Annotated in this window: 15 protein-coding genes and 1 rRNA gene; 1 reads left to right on the forward strand and 15 read right to left on the reverse strand. The window is 33.8% G+C overall.

The features are described 5' to 3' along the window. From BM183_RS06150 to BM183_RS06185, 8 genes are all read right to left on the reverse strand, one after another. Nucleotides 1-92: ribosomal RNA gene (locus tag BM183_RS06150) — 16S ribosomal RNA — on the reverse strand; the annotation flags it as partial. Between the two features lie 651 nt (nt 93-743). Beyond that, the gene (locus tag BM183_RS06155) at nt 744-1,730 is read right to left on the reverse strand and encodes a carbohydrate kinase family protein (RefSeq protein ID WP_091685325.1); all 987 of its coding nucleotides are present in this window, start codon (nt 1,728-1,730) and stop codon (nt 744-746) included. Further along, a complete protein-coding gene (locus tag BM183_RS06160) occupies nt 1,714-2,391 on the reverse strand; it encodes a phosphoribosylanthranilate isomerase (RefSeq protein WP_091685327.1) in 678 nt (225 codons plus the stop codon). The genes BM183_RS06155 and BM183_RS06160 overlap by 17 nt, the downstream gene beginning before the upstream one ends. Before the next feature lie 466 nt (nt 2,392-2,857). Continuing rightward, on the reverse strand, nt 2,858-3,883 hold the full coding sequence (locus tag BM183_RS06165) for a sugar kinase (RefSeq protein ID WP_091685329.1): 1,026 nt from the start codon (nt 3,881-3,883) through the stop codon (nt 2,858-2,860). 39 nt (nt 3,884-3,922) lie between these two features. Further along, complete coding sequence (locus tag BM183_RS06170) at nt 3,923-4,888, reverse strand: bifunctional 4-hydroxy-2-oxoglutarate aldolase/2-dehydro-3-deoxy-phosphogluconate aldolase (protein WP_091685330.1); 966 nt, start codon at nt 4,886-4,888, stop codon at nt 3,923-3,925. 341 nt (nt 4,889-5,229) lie between these two features. Then, nucleotides 5,230-5,925, reverse strand: a complete 696-nt coding sequence (locus BM183_RS06175) for a CvpA family protein (protein ID WP_091685332.1) — start codon at nt 5,923-5,925, stop codon at nt 5,230-5,232. 103 nt (nt 5,926-6,028) lie between these two features. After that, a complete protein-coding gene (locus BM183_RS06180) occupies nt 6,029-7,207 on the reverse strand; it encodes a DUF5711 family protein (protein WP_091685334.1) in 1,179 nt (392 codons plus the stop codon). A 388-nt stretch (nt 7,208-7,595) separates the two neighbouring features. Next, nucleotides 7,596-9,035: a LysM peptidoglycan-binding domain-containing protein gene (locus BM183_RS06185; protein ID WP_091685336.1), complete on the reverse strand. Its 1,440-nt coding sequence runs from the start codon at nt 9,033-9,035 to the stop codon at nt 7,596-7,598. 366 nt (nt 9,036-9,401) lie between these two features. Here BM183_RS06185 and yyaC point away from each other — a divergent pair, with 366 nt between their 5' ends. Next, nucleotides 9,402-9,974, forward strand: coding sequence for a spore protease YyaC (gene yyaC, locus BM183_RS06190; protein ID WP_091685338.1), 573 nt, complete (start codon nt 9,402-9,404; stop codon nt 9,972-9,974). 115 nt (nt 9,975-10,089) lie between these two features. On the opposite strand, the gene BM183_RS06195 is transcribed toward yyaC, so the two are convergent. The 7 genes from BM183_RS06195 to BM183_RS06225 all read right to left on the reverse strand — a co-directional run bounded on the left by BM183_RS06195 (nt 10,090) and on the right by BM183_RS06225 (nt 18,062). Further along, complete coding sequence (locus BM183_RS06195; protein WP_091685340.1) at nt 10,090-11,184, reverse strand: hypothetical protein; 1,095 nt, start codon at nt 11,182-11,184, stop codon at nt 10,090-10,092. 173 nt (nt 11,185-11,357) lie between these two features. Beyond that, nucleotides 11,358-12,323 carry a sugar ABC transporter substrate-binding protein gene (locus BM183_RS06200; protein WP_242960882.1) on the reverse strand — a complete coding sequence of 322 codons (966 nt, stop codon included), beginning with the start codon at nt 12,321-12,323 and terminating at the stop codon, nt 11,358-11,360. A gap of 26 nt (nt 12,324-12,349) precedes the next feature. Beyond that, nucleotides 12,350-13,309: an ABC transporter permease gene (locus BM183_RS06205; protein ID WP_242960884.1), complete on the reverse strand. Its 960-nt coding sequence runs from the start codon at nt 13,307-13,309 to the stop codon at nt 12,350-12,352. A gap of 12 nt (nt 13,310-13,321) precedes the next feature. Continuing rightward, nucleotides 13,322-14,815: a sugar ABC transporter ATP-binding protein gene (locus tag BM183_RS06210; RefSeq protein ID WP_091685342.1), complete on the reverse strand. Its 1,494-nt coding sequence runs from the start codon at nt 14,813-14,815 to the stop codon at nt 13,322-13,324. A 4-nt stretch (nt 14,816-14,819) separates the two neighbouring features. Next, a complete protein-coding gene (locus BM183_RS06215; RefSeq protein WP_091685344.1) occupies nt 14,820-16,007 on the reverse strand; it encodes a hypothetical protein in 1,188 nt (395 codons plus the stop codon). After that, nucleotides 15,997-16,941, reverse strand: coding sequence for an N-acetylglucosamine kinase (locus BM183_RS06220; RefSeq protein ID WP_091685346.1), 945 nt, complete (start codon nt 16,939-16,941; stop codon nt 15,997-15,999). Before BM183_RS06220 ends, BM183_RS06215 begins: the two co-directional genes overlap by 11 nt. Before the next feature lie 5 nt (nt 16,942-16,946). Continuing rightward, nucleotides 16,947-18,062 (reverse strand): ROK family protein, encoded by a 1,116-nt coding sequence (locus tag BM183_RS06225; RefSeq protein WP_091685348.1) that lies wholly within the window; start codon nt 18,060-18,062, stop codon nt 16,947-16,949. Between the last annotated feature and the right edge of the window lie 223 nt (nt 18,063-18,285).

An 18,285-nucleotide genomic window follows, 5' to 3' on the forward strand; every position in this document is an offset into this window, starting at 1 on the left:
CCGAAGACTTCCACTTATTAACTCCGTTCGACTTGCATGTGTTAAGCACGCCGCCAGCGTTCATCCTGAGCCAGGATCAAACTCTCAAATTAAAATGTTTTTCTTTAATTTATTAAAGTTTAATCGTTCAGAATTAACATTGGCTTGTTTTAAGAATTAAAACAAACGTTAAATCCAATGAATTATTAATTCATTACTGTTTTTAAGGTTGTACCTATAATAAATAGATACGGTTCGTTATAAATCAGTCATTGAATCAAATTCAATGCTTTTCTATAATATGAAAATTTTATTAGAATTTTCAGGGTTGTTTCACTGTTCAGTTATCAATGTTCATTCCTTTTTGCTTACCGCCGTTACCGCGTCAGCAAAGAGAATTATATCATCATCCAAACATTATGTCAACACTTTTTTTAATCTTTTTTTCAAGCCATATTTATCCACTTTACATATCGTAATATCCTTATCATTTGCTTCCTATTATTCCACATAAAAACACCCTGCCACAACAAATAAAAGACAGTGTACAGGGTGTATTCCTGCCTGCTATGATTGAACGCCGTATTTGCAGCCAAATTGTTTTGTATTATAGCTAGTTACTTTTATAATAATTATGGACATAAATCATATTAATTGATATTCCAGGCTACAGGTTCGCCCACATAACTCTTTATTATTCTTTTCACATTATAAAAACATCCATTGGCACTCTATACAGAATTTCAAGTAACCTTGCAAATCCTTTACTCTGTTGGTACCATATCATGAATATTATCAGGTATAGCCAAATGTTCTTCTCTACTAATCATATATCCGGCAATCCTATTAGCAAATGCCACGCAATCCCTTATATTATGTCCTTCACGCAATGCCATTAAAAATGCCGCGTCAAAGGTATCTCCGGCGCCGACTGTATTAACCGGAGTAACAGGTTCTGTTTCCACGGTAGTCTGCGTATATCCCTCTTGTACTAATACAGGATTTCCACCATCCCGTGCTATGATACAGCGGTCCTTGCCTGCCATTGACTCCACTGCCTCTTTCATATTGATTTTTCCGGTTATCTGTCCGAATTCTTCAATGCCAGAACCTAATATGATATCCGTATATTCCAGAACCTGTTCAAATAATTGACGGCGTCCAGTCTGATATCCATAGGATTCCGCCCTTATATTAAGATCAAACACCAAAATTGATTGATTCTCTTTCATCCCTTTAAAAAAATCCAATAACGCATTTCCGCTTTCTATATTATTAGTTAATGACATGCCACTTGAAAAGACAATAGCAGGCTTTTTATAAAGTTCTTTCGGAAAGCTGTCAGAGGTATAATGATCTAATGCTGACCAAGGCGGTATCCATGTAAACATTGTCCTATCACCACTGTGATCCAGTACTGCTATACAAACAATAGAGCCACTGTCTGTAGTTATTGAAAAATGCATGTTTACATTATTATTTTCCATTTCTTGTTTTAGGAACTGCCCCACCCGGTCATTACCTACATTAGTAATAAAAATAGGATTCTGTTTTAGCTTGCCAAGAACTTTGGCGGTGTTTCCCACACTGCCTCCGCTGCGAAAAGAAACCTTTTGCTCATTAATGTTTGTGGGATCATGCTTTATATTGTCTATTGCACTTTTCGCCTGGCCATATGGAATAATTAAGTCAGCACATAAATCACCAACACAAATAATATCATACTCTTTACTATTAATTTTGGGCCACATGTTTTGCCCTCTCACAAAATTGACGTACCAGTTCAATATCTTTATGTAATAACTTTCCGTTTTCTTTCACACTGGTCTTAGTCAGAGAATCAACACCAAATGGGTTTACGGCACGAATTGCTTCTTCTACATTGTCTGGTCCAAGTCCTCCTGCCAAAATAACCGGTATCGGAACACGGTTAACAATTTCCCGGTCTATGCTCCAATCATGGGTCACTCCAGCAGCACCAACCCCCGGCACTGTAGTAGACACACTGTCAAGAATCAGCAGATCCGCATATTCCGATTTTTTTATTGCATCATTAATAGATTCTTCACCGGTAACACCAACTGCTTCCATTAACTTAACTTGGGGCAAACATTCATATAATCTTTTGCGAAACTCCGGATTACCTTCAAAGTTTGCACACAAATGCAATACATCCGGTTGCAGCTTCTTAGTCTGGGCTATAATGTCTTCTTCATTATCCTGAACTGAAATTAATACTTTTACTGCTTTATCTCCTATTGCGTAGAAAATTTCCAAAGCTGTTTCTTCACTGATTGCACATGGAAAAGGTCCGTCCTTTGGTCCTACAAGGAGTCCGATTCTGTCAGCTCCTGCATGAATACAGTCAATTGCTTCTTTTGCGGTTTGAATTGAATAAATTTGTGTAATCATAATTATCTTTTACCTTTCATTAAAATAAACTAGATTATTATGGAAACTTGTCTTTATTTATATTATACATAAACCACATATTTTTCACAATACATATTATTTTTTTATATACTTTAAACAAAAGGGTGTTTTCATAATAACTTTATAAAATAATAAGGCATGTTAAATATAATAATCCGTTAATTTTTAAATACATAATAATCTATACTTTTTAATTTTTATGTACAAGGTGAATACTCTTACAGATTATTTAGCTTGTGGTAATTCTTTGCAAAAGCATAAAAACAAGGAACGCTACAAAATATTATCCTGTCCGATTTTGTAACGTTCCTTGCTTTTGGTGTATTACACCCAATGTGAGTTTTTTATTGTATGAAATATGATTATGTTTTTTATTTAATTAACATAATTTTACTACAAATATAAATTATATTAATAATTTTAAATTCTGATTCTTATGAATAATCTAGCGATTCATCTCGCTTTGAATTCCTTTACTATGGTGTGCTTCGATGATACGGTCAATTTCCTTCTTATCTGAGGAAGGAAGATCACCTAATATAGTATTCTTAACAGAACTGCAGGCATTACCATATTCTAATGCTTTTTGACAATCGTTATATGCCAATAATCCATAAAGAACACCGGATACATAAGCATCACCACTTCCTATCCGATCTACTACTTCAATATTCTCATATGGTTCTTCTTTATATATTTTGTCTTCTTCTGCATTGTATATAGTGGAACCAAAGGTGTGTTTTTTAGGGCTTATGATTTTACGTTCTGTGGAAGCTAAAATCTTTATGTCATACTCCTTTGCAAATTCTTTAAGAATATCCGTTAATTCCCCTGTCTTACCAAAGGTACGGCGGGATGTTTCTTCTGATACAAATAAAATATCAACATAAGGAAGAATATTTTCGATATACATTTTAGCTTCTGCTTCTGTCCAAAGATTTGCTCTAAAATTTACGTCAAAGGATATAGTAGCTCCTGCCGCCTTAAACTTTTTAATCATTTCTGTTGCTGTTGTACGGGTTTTCTCAGATAACGCCAAAGATATTCCGCTTGTATGAAATAATCTGGTGGTATGATAAATTTCTTCCGGTATGTCGTCCGGATTAATCGTATTTATAGATGCATTCTTTCTATCATATACAACTGTGGGTTTTCTGGGATATACTCCATGCTCATAAAAATAAATACCTAATCTGGCCTCCGGGCTTTCATCGTATAGCAGCCAATCGTCGCTTACTCCACAGAAGCGAATATTATTTTTCACATAAGTACCTAATTCATTTTTAGGCAGCTTGGAAATAATTCCTGTACGTAATCCTAGTAATGATATACCAGATACTACATTTAGTTCTGCCCCTCCTGCTCTTTTTTCAAAGACATTGCCGGAAAATATACGGTCATTGACAGGAGCAGATAATCTTAATAATATTTCCCCGAAAGCAAGGGCATCAAATTCTTTGTTTTCATTCATATTTTCTCATATCCTCCTATAAGGAATTGGGATGGATGATTATTTTTTCTGAAGTAAATGAACAGCAAAACCACCAATTTCCTCTTTTAGATAAATGGCTATTAGATTTCCCTTGTTATCATATTTTTTAGAATCCATGTTGAACTCATATCCTTGCAGTTCAAGATGGTACATTGCTCTTTCAATGTAGTTTGTTTGTACTGCAATGTGTCCGTTTTTTCCTAAGAAAGGAGTCTTCATAACCTCAATTCCGGTTCCGGCAAAAATAGAACTGCTTCCAACATTCTTTGTGAATCCAAATAATTTCTCAAAGGAATTTGCTACCGTATCCGCTTCATTTTCATCAGCTGCATTAATTCCAACATGGCGAAGTTCAAATCCTAACATATTATTAACAGCTTCTCTTGTTAAATCTCTGATTTTATCAAATTCACCGGCTTTGATTAAATCATCTTTTACCATCCAGCTGCCGCCGCAAGCTATAATCTTATTAAAATCTAAATATGTTGTAAGATTCTTTGCATTAATTCCGCCAGTAGGCATAAATTGCATATTAACAAATGGGCCTGCCATGGATTTAATCATATCCAAACCGCCTGCTGCTTCAGCAGGGAAAAACTTAACAACATCAAGTCCCAGTTCAATTGCTGTTTCCACATCACTTGGATTTGCTGTACCAGGAGTAACTGGAATACCTTTTTCCTGGCAGTACTTTACTGTTTTAGGATTTAATCCCGGGCTTACGATAAATTTTGCACCGGCATTGATTGCTCTGTCTACTTGCTCTGTATTTAATACAGTACCAGCTCCAACTAACATGTTAGGGAACTTGGTTGTCATAATACGGATTGCTTCTTCAGCTGCATCTGTTCTAAATGTAACTTCTGCACATGGCAGTCCTCCATCACATAATGCTTGTGCTAATGGTGCTGCATCTTCAGCCCTGTCCAATTTTACAACTGGTACAATACCAATTTTTTTAATTTGTTGTAATACTTCATTCATTTTTACTTCTCCTTTTCTTTTATATTTAAGTAAAGATTAATAATAGCGCTATGTCTATATTTTTCTGATACTTATAAATCACTGGTTTAGTTCATATCATATACTAGTATACTATTATCTTTTTTAAATTTCAACAAAAGTATTATTTTTTCATATTACTATAAAATTAACCTGTTCTTCAGGGTACATCCCTATATGGTTTTTTTAATTTTTCCTTATATATTGGTAGTTTTATCATAATAATAATCATATTATATACAATATTCAGGATATCAACCCATAGAATTCAAAAGGAAGTTCCAAAACTGAACCTTTCATTCCTTCTGGAACTTCCTTAAACCTTAGAATAGTATTTTCCCTATATCTGTAATATATCTTAATAGTAAATTGTTGTCGTAGAGCAGAGTTAAAAACTTGCTTTCATTGATTAGCAAGAACATGGTTTTACCTATGTTCGTACTGCTAAACATTGTAAGTATGATAAACCCAATCCAGGCTATTACGATACCATGTAACAATCCTGCTAATAAGCCAGCCGTTTTATTTAATCCATTGATAATGGGTAATTTGCTTATTATATCCAAGGTTTTGCTTATAATTCCCAAAATTATCATAACAAGCAGCATAACTATAATAAATACAGCTGCATTTATTATTATCCTTGAAATGGTCCCAGTTATATATTCTTCAAAACTATTTACTGCCATAGCCGCATAAACATCACCTGTATTGTTTTCTTTCAATGCATTTTTTATAGGACCCGGCAGAAAAAGTTTGTCAATAAAGTTCATTTGTTCTGAAGTCTTATCATTTGATTTTCCAAAATCAACAACTTTCTCCACTTTATTGTTTACAAAGCCCATAATTTTTTCATTCTTCTGAACTTCTTTATTTACCATGGGACTAATCCACATGGTTAAAAGCAACGCTATAATTGTAGAAAATAGTGTGAATACAGTCTTAATAAATCCACGTCTTCTTCCATTAAGAGTATAACCAGCTATGATTACTATCACTAAAATTTCCAGCCAATTCATGATTTGCCCTCCTGATACTGTTTGATTCCTTATCTTTTGTGATTAAAAGGCTTGTCCCCGTAGCATGACGGGAACTCCCCTTTATATGGCTATTAGGTTTATATTACTCTTCCGCCAGTTGCACTTCTTCCATATTCTCATCATTAATAATTATGAATTTATGCTCACCGGTACCCGGCAATATATAATTTACATTCTTATCAAAGGTATATCTTAATACCTCGTTTCCATTGGTTTCCCATATAATCCATTCCAGATTGGTATACATAATAATCTGATTACCGGATAGATAAATGTTTTCATAATTATAATTCATATCTTTATCTAAAACTTTAGTTCCTTTAAAATCATAAAGCACTACTTTATATTTTTGTTCACCCTCCGGATTCTTAAGTACAAAGCCCATGTATTGGCTACTATAAAGTATGCTCTTTATTTCTGAGGATACTGATTCTTCATGAACTAATTTAGGTATTTCTTTCATAGAATATATGCTGAACTTATCATCTCCAAATGCACATATGGTATCGTTATCCACAAACTCTATATTCGCTATAATTGTTTTTCCATAGTCAAAGGCCCCTGTCATTTTATCCACATAGCTTTCGCCAACTTTACCGAAGTTATAAAAAGTTAATTTACACTGGACTTCTCCGCTATTGATAGCCACATAACTGGTTACCAGCTTTCTTCCATCTTCCGACAAAGCTATATCAATTGGGAAACCATTGGTTGAAGCCACCGTTCTTTTATCTGCCAGCACATTACCTTCTTTATCATAAAGATATATGTAATTGGTTTCTTTCCCCTCCATTAATACTGCTATTACTCCCTGATTTGCAATCCTCACATCTATAATCGGATTTAGTACTTTAACGGTGTTTACGCCGCCTTCCCCATCAAAAATTTCAACGGTTCTATACCCCCTATCTGCAATAGCTACGAATTTTCTGGAAATATCTACAATGGGATTCTTCATTTGATAAGTTCCATTCCAAAGCATATTGCCTGCAGCATCCATTGCCATTGCTCCATCTCTGCTGTATCTTAATACTCCCCCCTGGTAACTTATGTACTTAGCTGAAGTGCTGTCTTCTCTCTTCATCGTATTAATTACCTGGTAGCCGGAGTAATTCTTTTGTAAAATGAATTTTAGTGCAAATACAGCTACAATGCTGACTATCAATATTATAAAAATCACTACAAAGACTTTTATCTTCTTTTTCTTTTTCTCTTTTATTTCATAGCTTCTTAACCGCCTTTTATCTAACTCAATTGCCATGACTTCTACCTCTTACCCTTATATTTCAGGCTTTATCACCTAAACCTATTCACTTTATGTTAACTGGTAAATATGGTTATATCTCTGTTCCTTGTCTAATTATAACTGATTTTGATAATGATAGCACTAACTTTTTTCCAATTCCCAATAGTACTTATTTTCTAGGCAGAAAAAACACAGGTATGATATTTTAAATTATGCAAAAACGTGAAGCAGTGGCAGAATGACAATGCCACAGTTATTCCCGTCCTGACACAAATTATTTCAAATATCATACCTGCTTTTATTAAAGAGAATAAGGGTGAAAGAAAAAAACAGCCAGTAAGGTTTGCCCGGGTCCATGCATGAACTTTAATGGCAATTTGTGCAGTAAAGTGCATGGACATAATTATGGTACAATTAATTTTTGTCCTGCATATATTTTATTCTCATCTTCTATTCCGTTTAATTCTTTTATCTTAGACATATAATTGGCTGAATTATAAAGTTTATAACAGATACCTGCCAAAGACTCTCCTGATTGTACCACATAATACCTAACTTCCTTAGCTGTTTCTTTGCTTTCCTCAGGTTTTTCTTTTTCCGCTTCCTTGGTAGGTTTTGGAGTTGGTTCTTTAGTTGGTTCTTCAGTAGGCTTTGGAGTTGGCTCTTTCTTACTTTGTTCTTTATTTTCTTTTTCGGAATTTGGAGTTTCTAAATCCTTTCCTTTTGACTCTTCTTCCATATTATTTTCTTGTTTCTGTTCCTCCTCACCTGTAACATCTCCGGGTATTGTCTCAACTTCTACCGTATCAGACTGAGAGTTGGTGCCTTGTGTATTGGCAGTTTCCTTCTCTGTACTGCCTTTTGTTGTTTCCCCCATGTTTGAGGTATCATCCTCATTCCCTTTTTTCTCTTCTTCTTTTTCTTTGGAACCAAAATTGGATACTTCCTTTATTTCATCCAAATCTGTACCCTTTACATTTTCTTTATTATTTCCGCTCTTATTTTGATTCAGATTCTCAGATATAGCATAAAGAGCTTCTTCCATATCTCTCATCTTTTTGTAATTATTTAGCATGGTTCCTGCTATGACCAAAACAATAACTGCAAGAAGAGTGCTGGCAGAATATAATAGCCGGATAACACTTTTATCATCTACCTTTAATTGTTTTTGCTCATTTTTTTCTTGTATTACATTTCTGATTCTTTGAGTAGTATGATCCTCATAATTACTTTCTTCACTTACTACATTCTTTGCATCTATCATGTAGTTTTGCATTTCTTCATTTTTTTCATAATATATGTAATAACCAGATTGCTTTACTAATTGATTATTCTCCAACAGGTAAAAAACTTCTTCTCTTTCTAAAGTATCTATTTTTAATAACGTTTTATCAGGTCCATTAAAGTTCTCCATATGTACCTTACGTAGCATTTCTTCGCTATCCAAGTAGAAACCGGAACCAGTAAGTGCCCAGCCGACTATTTCAACATCCATAAAATATTTTTTTATATCCTCATAAATACTTGTCCAGCATTCATCTGTAAAAGTGATTCCGTTGTAAAAATCGTTCTGTTTCATTTCTACAGCACCTTTTATAAATATATGCTTTCTTTCTTCCGTTCGTACAAAATATCCAAGTAAAACTGCTATACTACAATTAGCCGGTTCCTTTTGGCTAATTTGTTTCATAAAGGTCATAACATAGTCTTCTACATAAATAATTTTATTATGAATTGGAATATTTCCAATCTGTCTTATGTTTTTAGGTAATTTATAGATTCCGCTGTACATAGTATCATCCGGTTTTTTTCCATTATGTGTATTAATATGTCCATTGTCCATTCACTATTTCCCTCCTAATCCTTTATGACCTAAAATTCTTTTGACTAAAAGTTTGTCTATGTACCGATTAGACAAAGCTTTCATATTTTATCTGTAATCGTAACATAGACTTAGAAATAATTATGTCAAAACAGTATACATGTTTTCCAGATATTTTAATTTTTATATTTGCTAATTCGTCCCGGTTCTATGGATTCTGCCATTTTTCCTTTCTTTCTCAGTAAATATAAACAGAATCTTTTCTTTTTTTGATGAATTTTGGCTTGAACTTTCTAATCATAAATCAGACTATTTTGCATATTAGAGGTAATACTTTGAATATTACAGAATATGGATGTATCAGTACAAGTTTTATTGGAGGGCTTAATGAACAAAGAGTTAGAGATTGATAAGAAGTTATATTATTTTAATACAAAAGATCGTTATTCTGTGTATGACTTTAGTAATGTGCTGCATGATTTAATACAGAAAAATATAAATAGAAAAAGACAGATTGTATTCTTATGTATCGGTTCGGACCGGGCAACCGGTGATTGTCTGGGTCCTATAGTGGGATATAAATTGGAAAAGCTTCAGCAGCATAATATTATCTTATACGGAACTTTAGAAAAACCTGTTCATGCAAAAAATCTGCACGATACCATTGACTATATTAATCAATATCACCATAATGCTCTAGTGATCGCTGTTGATGCCTCCTTAGGAAAGTCTGCACACATCGGCTATATAACTGTGGGAGAAGGTCCGCTGCTGCCCGGTGCCGGAGTTGATAAGAATTTACCGCCGGTTGGTGATATCTTTATTACCGGTATCGTTAATTTCTCAGGAATGTTAGATCATATGCTGCTACAGACAACACGTCTTAATGTTGTTATGATTCTGGCGGATTATATATGTAAAGGTATCAACTATTGTTTTTATAAACTGAATCGAAGGTAATGACAATAAAAAACATTCCCATTGATAATATTAAAAAGTAAGCCGAGGTTAGTTCCCAAACCTCGGCTGATTTTTATTATTTAATTAATGATCAAGGCTTTTTGACACCCTTATTCTATCGTTCTTGAGAATAAAGGGTTATGGCTTCTGATATGGTAGTAAGATTATTGGCTGACATTAATTCAGCAAGTTTGTCCAACCTTTCCACAGACATAAATTCTTTTCCCAAATAAACCTCGTAATTACTGGACAACTCCATCGTTAAATTCTTAATATTTTCTTCCAACGTTCTGATTTCGTTATAGGTATTATCGTATTCTTGTTTCAATGTCTTGATTTCTTCCTGGTATCTTAACTTAATCTCTTCACCGATAACAAAACGTGTTGTATTTTCGAATAAAGTCAAAGCCTCCTGCTTTTTCTCTGCAATGGAACTGATTTCCTTTTCTGATTCCTGCAGTTCATTATTAAATTTATCCAGTCCATACTGACTTTCATCCTGATCTTTCAGAATTTTTTTCTTTATTTTATTCTGCTTCTTTTTATTAGCTAATATATCACTACGGATTAATCTTACTTTTCGTATGGTCTCTATATGTTTGTCTTTAATATTATTTTCAATCAACATGTAAGGCACACCAAAAAGAATCACCGTAAGAACATATATAATAAGCAGATACATCAATTTTTCTTCCGGTAATATTACAAAATAAATCAAGCTTGGTATTCCTAACAAAATGATTAAAAGAGTCAGGCATATAATAAAGAAATCACCTATTCCTTTTGGCATATATAATGCATAAAATAATCTGGAATTACAAAAAAACGGTATTCTATCTTGACTAAATATACTTTTGCTTTCCTTTACCATCTGCTTTTGCTCTTGGCGTAAGTCAGCAGTTTCCAATACAATACGTTCCTTTACTTTTGCGCTTTTTGATTTCTCTTTTTTACCCCGAATTTTTTTCATCCTGGAACGTACATTATCTATCTGTGAGTTAAAGGCAGATTCGATCTCTTCTTTTCGTTTTTTTGTGGTGGCAACAATTTCATCTGCTAAGGCTTTTTCCTTACTTTGAATTGCTTTTTCCAGCTTTGCTTCTGCCACAAGGAGGTTTTCTCGCTTTTCTCTATTATTATTTAATTCTATAACTTTTTCTTTTATAGAATGTAAAACTTCAATTCCACCGGATAATATATTCCCATCCACTAATCTTTGCCTCCTTGGAATTATTTGTGAAAACATAAAATTTTATCCTATTAACTCGATTTTACTCGTTTTTAAGGAAAAGGTCAAGAATAAAACCATGCATACAGGAAAGTTATTCTTGTATGCATGGTTTCTGTTTCAATAAATATTATGCCGTAAATTAAAGTTATCTATTACCATTCGCCTTTAAATTCACTTGCATTGTCCTTATTCACTTCAACTTGTTTGATTTCTGTTACCGGCTCTACTTTTTCACCTTTTAAATATTTAACAGCAGTTTCAATAGCAACTTTTCCTTCTTCTACTGCTGACATATAAGTAGTTCCATCAATTACTCCGTCACTAATTGCTTTCAGACCATCTTTACTGCCCCCAAGACCAACTACTTTTACCTTATCTTTCAGGCCTGCCTCAATTAAAGCTTGTCCGGCACCGGTAGCAGAGTTATCATCCTGGCAGATTACAATGTTAAATTCCATATTTTTTTGTATTAAATCTTCTACAATCTTTAACGCTTGTTCTTTTTCCCAGTTTGAAGTCTGATTGTAAATAATTTCGATATTGCTTCCTTCTAACGCTTTTTCTAAGCCTTTTTTTCTGTTAATCTGAGGGGTGGTTCCTGGTACGCCCTCAATTAATACGGCTTTGCCTCCTGCTTCTCCTAATAAGGCTTTTGCAACTTCACCAGTAACGGAACCGGTATTTACCTCATTTTGTCCGACATAAGATACTAGTCCTTCATATTCACCAGTTTCATTTGTACCAATTGCATTTGTAAACGCCAGAACCGGAATATTAGCCTTATTTGCTGATTTTACTATTTTTTCACCGGCACCGGAATCTACTGAACATAATGCAATAAGATCTACACCTTTTACAATAAAATCTTCCGCTTGTGCCAATTGCTTACTTGAATCCCATTGAGCATCTGCATATTCTATTTTAACATTATTATCCTTAGCAGCATTGTCAATTCCTTCTTTCGTTGCTACGAAATATCCTGTAGGTCCAGGCAGCAAAACTCCTATTTTGTAATTATCTGTTCCACTTTTATTATCTTTCTTTCCACATCCAGCGAAACTGAATGCTACGACCAATACCATAAGTAATGCTGTCACTTTTTTAGACATCTTTAACATAATATCTCTCCTTTTTCTTTTAAAATTTATCTTGAAGCAAGCTTTTTCTTGCTATAAGAGTCAATACCAACTGCAACTAATATAATCAGCCCTTTAAATATATATTGAAAATACATGTCTACGCCAAGAAGATTGAAACTATTATTAATAACGCTCATCATCAATACACCAATTACTGTTTTTAGAACAGAACCGGATCCTCCTGCAACTGAAGTTCCGCCTATTACTACAGAGGCAATGGCATCCATATCATATCCATCACCAGCCACAGGACTGGCGGTACCCATTCTTCCGATTAAAACAATTCCCGCTACACCAGCTAAAACTGCATTTATAATAAATACTTTTATTATATAGGAATCAACATGTATTCCGTTTAACTTACTTGCCTCCCGATTACCTCCTACAGAATATACATATCTTCCAAATCGGGTTTTGGTTAGAACAATATAAGCGATGATTACCATTACTGCGAATAAAATAACCGGGAAGGGTATACCTAGAATATAACCATTTCCAATGTAATCTAACAACTTAATGTTCTCGGTAATGGGATATCCTCCGGTAAGCATTAACATGGAGCCTTTTACAATGCTTACCATGGCCATTGTGGTTATCAAAGAAGGTATATTGATCTTTGCTACAATAAAGCCATTGGCAAAGCCAACTACTGCACATACCAGCAAAGCAATCACCATGGAAATAATAATATTTACGCCGGATGTGGCAAATTTCATAGTAATGGCTCCCGATAAAGCTGCTACTACACCAACAGAAATATCAAAGTTTCCAGATATGATTACAAAGGTCATACCTGCAGAAATAATTCCTATAATAGAAGACTGTCTTAATAAATTTAGAATATTTTTATAACTGGCAAAATTAGGTGTAGCAATGGTTATAACCAGGCACAATATAATAAATCCAATTACTACCCCATATTCTCTAAAATTGATTTGTTGCAATTTTTTCATACTATTTTTCATTTTTTCACCCCTTTAAACATCAAAGATTTTATTCATTATATCTTGTACAGAAATGCCTTTATTGTCCATTTCACAAACAACAGAACCATCCCGAATTACAATTATTTTATCAGAAACCCTTAGCACTTCATCTAAATCAGAAGATATAAAAATAACTCCAATTCCCTGTTTTGAAAATTCTTCTACAGTGTGAAAAATATCTTCTTTGGCTGCAATATCAATCCCTTTCGTAGGTTCATCATATATGATTAAATCCATGTCTTGTCCAAGCCATTTTGAAACAACCACTTTTTGCTGATTTCCCCCACTTAATTCTTTCATTTTTTGAGCAGCATTATTTATTTTAATTCCTAACTTCTTTACTCCGTAGCCAGTAAATTCCTTTTCCTTCTTTGGATCAAGAAAGCCACGGGTCTTAAATTTATCAATTTGAATTGCTGTAGCATTTTTGTAGATTTCCCAGTCCAATATTAATCCCAGATTCTTACGGTCTTCAGGAATATATCCTATTTTATTGGCAATAGCTTCTGTTGGAGATTTGATATTTACTTCCTTTCCATTCATTAAAATTGTTCCGCCGGTTCGCTTATCAACACCATATATCAGATTAGCAATCTCGGTTCGCTTTGAACCTACCAACCCTGCCAGCCCAACTACTTCACCTTTATGCACTTTAAAGCTTACATTTTTTACTACATTGTTCCGTGATATATTCTGCAATTCCAATACAGGTTCACTCTTATAATCTGCAAAGGTCTGATCCTTCTTTTCTTTTATCCCACTGTTTGTATTACCTGTCATTAGCTCTGTAATCTTCCCTTTTGTCAAATCTTTTACATCATAATTTCCAACCAGCTTACCGTTTCTCATAATGCTGGCACTGTCACAATTCAGAAATATTTCATCTAAAATATGAGAAATATAGATTACACTCTTACCTGATTTTTTTAGCCTTTTGATTATTTTAAATAACCCTTCTTTTTCATTATTCGTTAAGGAAGTAGTGGGTTCATCCATAATTATAATATCTGCGTTCCAGGATACCGCTTTCATTATTTCAACCATCTGCTGATTGGCTATACTTAATCTGGATGTGATTACATCCGGATTGATATTAAAATCAAAGTCTTTACAAATCTGCTCATACTCTTTTCTCATATCCTCTTTCTTTAAAAAGGCACCCCGAACGCTTTCTCTTCCTAAAAATATATTCTCAATAACTGTTAATGTTGGAATAAGGCTTAATTCCTGGTAAATGATGCTGATGCCTTTCATCTTCGAATCATATTCATCTTTAAAATTTACCTTTTCACCTTTAAGAAAAACCTCACCACTTGTTTGAGAATGGACACCACCTACAATTTTAATCAAAGTAGATTTTCCTGCACCATTCGCCCCCAGCAAAGCTCTTACTTCTCCTTTTTTCAGAGAAAAATCAATTCCTTCAAGTACATGAACAGGACCAAAACTCTTAAAGATGTTTTTCATTTCCAGTACGTAATCCATACCATCACCGCCTTCTTTCTATGCAGTCAAGCACCATATTGATATTTTCCTGTGGTGCCGATAACAGATTCCACGATAATACAAAACCCTCTATCTTAGAATTTTCCAGTTCCATTAAATTTTCTTTCACATATTCAGGATCCACAGGGGCAATGTTATCAATTCTATTAATCTCAATTCCGCAGTAGGTCTTAACCCCTAACTCTGCCATATAATCAAGTTCTCTCTTAACAAACTCAATATCAAAAGAACCATTTCTATTCTCTTTGCACCCTAATATTTCATACAGTCTTTTTCTGGCCTCTAAATCATTTCCTGTACAAGTTTCAGCTATTATTTTGTCGGTTTCAAATGGTAATCCGGCAGGAGCATTGGTAATCCGATACATCATGGGCTTTATAAAATCTGCCAGCCTATTTAACTTTTCTAAATCCTGTCCGGCAAAATAGGCTATAAAAGGTGCAAATGTATCCATTCCAACCTTCATGTTCTTATTATGAAAGAATTCACAGATGGGATATAATGCCTCGTATATCATCTGATTTTTAAATTCAAAGAAATCCTCCCATACAGAATTTTCAAAAGTATATTTTCCATTGCTATAGGAATTTATTTTCAGAGGATTGATATTATATCCCTCACTTCCTTCTGAGACTTTCTTCATTTCTGCAAGCAAAACTTCCATATCAATTCCATTTTGTTTATATTTTTTTTCACATTCCGAACAAAAGCAGCTAAATACTCCGGACAATCCATTCGAAAAAGATCCGTACCGTATTTTATCTAGAAATACACCATCGAAATCCACCATGGAAAAGTGTTCCTCGTATAGCTCTATAAAACTTCTTTGATTCTCTTTTCTATTTGGGCAATAGAATTCAAATTTTTCACTGGACTTTAGATTATAATTTTTTACTTCTCTTTTATCAAAGTCTAATAAGCGATTGACAGGTTTCAATTCCCCGGTTTCTGAGAACACCGGAATCCAAAGATAATATTCCACAGAATATTTGTGGAGCAATTCTCCTAACTTTTTATATAATTCTTGCTGGAGAGCCCATCCGATAATTACTTTTTTTACAGGAATCTTTTCCAGCAGCGGCACCAGTTTCTGTTCAATTTCTTCATAAGTGGCTTCCGCCATAGAATAACCCCCTGTAAAAATCTGAAGAATTATTTCTTTAGGTTTCATTGTTATCACCTCTATCCAATATTCTTTGAGCTAATTTTATTCCACCATAAGCAGGTGGGTTTTCCTGTGTAGAGAATTTAACATTAATTAACGGTAACTTTTTGTCCAGCTCTTCTTTTAAAATAGCTTCGTAAACCGGATTCTTTAAAACTCCACCAGAGAAAACAAAATTAAGCTTCATACTGCTATTAAACTCCAATTTGTCATACATTTCTTTTGTCATTCTGGCTAAGATATGAGCCCCATTTTTCAGTATCTCTTTTGCAGTTCCCTCTTTTTCTTTACTAAGTTCCACAACCAAGGATGCAACCTTAGCAACTTGATAATAGTCCACTACCTCGGTAATTATATAGGGAAGTTCTTCGAAGTCTTTCCCATTAAAATATTCTCTTACTTTGTCATATAGCGGTGAATATTCACAACAGCCATCACAATATAAAAGTGTCTGTTTTAAAGCTTCATTACCAATCCAATATCCGGAACCGATATCACTGATATTATATCCCCATCCACCGCATCGGCGCACATTTCCGTTTTTATCAACACCGATTATAATAGAACCCGTTCCTGAAATAATCACAATTCCCGGCTCATATGCCTGAGCATAAAATGCAAGAACACCATCATTGCACAGGTACATCTGCTGTCTTTGAAACCCTAATTTTACTATCTGCTCTTCTATAATGTCATAATCATTTTTTGAATCGCACCCTGATATTCCCCATACACTGTATGCAATATCTTCAATGCCGACAGAAAATGCTTTCTTAATCTTTTCCAATCCCTGATTAAAATGCTTATAAACCTTATCTGCACCCACTGATTTATAATTACTGGATCCTACAAAAAATGATTTTAACATCTTCCCTTGCATATCACTGATGCAAAATTCTGTTTTGGTTCCTCCTCCATCTACGGAAAGTAAATATTTCAATTTTCTCAACCTCGTTTTCTATTTGTCAATTGATATATGGGCATTGTCTCTCTGATGCACATATTCATAACGCCATGTATGCTGTATTTTCGTAAATCATTCAGTTTTATGATTTTTGGTATGTTGTCAGTATGAATCAGCGCTTCTATTAATTCTTTAATTTTCTTAATACCTTCATCCGTTAACTTCTCAAGCTTTAAGGCAATAATATCTGGATTGATCACACATATAATACTCATCAGACCATCAGCTATCGTCTTTAAAAGCATTTCATTCATCTCATCTTTTTTATCTTCTGTACAGGTTTCTAAATATTCATTAATTAAAGCAATCTTATTCTCAAAATTACCTTTATACTTTGTTTTCTTTCCATCAATCATAATCTGATTGCCCACAGGTATATAACTAAGCTCACCTGCAAAGTTGGTAGAACCTTTAAACAATTCACGATTCAGAATTAATCCGGAACCGATTCCCTGTTCTAAATAAATAAGAGCCAGATTATCCACTTCATCCTTATAATCATTATAGTAGAGGCCAATTGTTGCAAGATTAATATCGTTTTCCAATAATACCGTTATCTGATATTTTTCTTCAATAATCTTTTCAATATTGATGTTCTCCCAGCTTGGTATATTAGGTATATTAGTAACGATTCCTTCATTTATAACTCCCGGCACTCCGATACCGATTGCCGAAATAACGTGTTCATTGCATTTCTCTATTAATGTATCTATTGCAAAATAAGTATCTTCCATTACTTCATCATAAGTATCTACCCTTACCGGAAACTCTTGCTTGTAAATAATATCACCGATTGAATTCGCAATAGCACCTAAATAAACATCCTTATGATAGCAAAGCCCTACTATGTAATTTAATTCTTCGTTAATTTCGAAAAATTGGGCTCTTCTTCCCCCTGTTGATTGATTCACTCCACTTACTTTCACTTTGTTCTCTTGTAGTAAAGTTTCTACTGTCTTATTCACTGTTACCAAGCTTAGATTGGTAATTTTAGCAATCTCAGGCTTTGTAATGGGTCCATTTACTTTAATAATATCTTGTATAATATCTTTGTTTAAGAGCTTAATTGCTCTTGGTGTTCCTACTATTCCTGACATCTTATCCACCCCTTACTTAATTAACTTTATTAATAAAGTTATTATACATTTTAACTGCTTTTTTGTCAATATCATTCTTAATATTACAACATTTTTACAAATTGTATTTTCATTATTCAAAAATGTCTTGTACATATTTGATATCATACGTGCTTTTACACTCATTTTGTTTTCTGATAAATAAAAAACACTATTAATGCTATTTTTCTTGCATCAATAGTGT

The sequence above is a fragment of the Anaerocolumna aminovalerica genome (assembly GCF_900115365.1).
GTDB lineage: Bacteria > Bacillota > Clostridia > Lachnospirales > Lachnospiraceae > Anaerocolumna > Anaerocolumna aminovalerica.

What these genes read in the sequence shown, in the direction of transcription:
- BM183_RS06215 (WP_091685344.1), bottom strand. Translation starts at nt 16,007, where the DNA reads ATGAAACCTAAAGAAATAATTCTTCAGATTTTTACAGGGGGTTATTCT.
- BM183_RS06160 (WP_091685327.1), bottom strand. Translation starts at nt 2,391, where the DNA reads ATGATTACACAAATTTATTCAATTCAAACCGCAAAAGAAGCAATTGAC.
- BM183_RS06175 (WP_091685332.1), bottom strand. Translation starts at nt 5,925, where the DNA reads ATGAATTGGCTGGAAATTTTAGTGATAGTAATCATAGCTGGTTATACT.
- BM183_RS06205 (WP_242960884.1), bottom strand. Translation starts at nt 13,309, where the DNA reads ATGAAAAATAGTATGAAAAAATTGCAACAAATCAATTTTAGAGAATAT.
- BM183_RS06210 (WP_091685342.1), bottom strand. Translation starts at nt 14,815, where the DNA reads ATGGATTACGTACTGGAAATGAAAAACATCTTTAAGAGTTTTGGTCCT.
- yyaC (WP_091685338.1), top strand. Translation starts at nt 9,402, where the DNA reads ATGAACAAAGAGTTAGAGATTGATAAGAAGTTATATTATTTTAATACA.
- BM183_RS06155 (WP_091685325.1), bottom strand. Translation starts at nt 1,730, where the DNA reads ATGTGGCCCAAAATTAATAGTAAAGAGTATGATATTATTTGTGTTGGT.
- BM183_RS06180 (WP_091685334.1), bottom strand. Translation starts at nt 7,207, where the DNA reads ATGGCAATTGAGTTAGATAAAAGGCGGTTAAGAAGCTATGAAATAAAA.
- BM183_RS06225 (WP_091685348.1), bottom strand. Translation starts at nt 18,062, where the DNA reads ATGTCAGGAATAGTAGGAACACCAAGAGCAATTAAGCTCTTAAACAAA.
- BM183_RS06165 (WP_091685329.1), bottom strand. Translation starts at nt 3,883, where the DNA reads ATGAATGAAAACAAAGAATTTGATGCCCTTGCTTTCGGGGAAATATTA.
- BM183_RS06185 (WP_091685336.1), bottom strand. Translation starts at nt 9,035, where the DNA reads ATGGACAATGGACATATTAATACACATAATGGAAAAAAACCGGATGAT.
- BM183_RS06200 (WP_242960882.1), bottom strand. Translation starts at nt 12,323, where the DNA reads ATGTTAAAGATGTCTAAAAAAGTGACAGCATTACTTATGGTATTGGTC.
- BM183_RS06170 (WP_091685330.1), bottom strand. Translation starts at nt 4,888, where the DNA reads ATGAATGAAGTATTACAACAAATTAAAAAAATTGGTATTGTACCAGTT.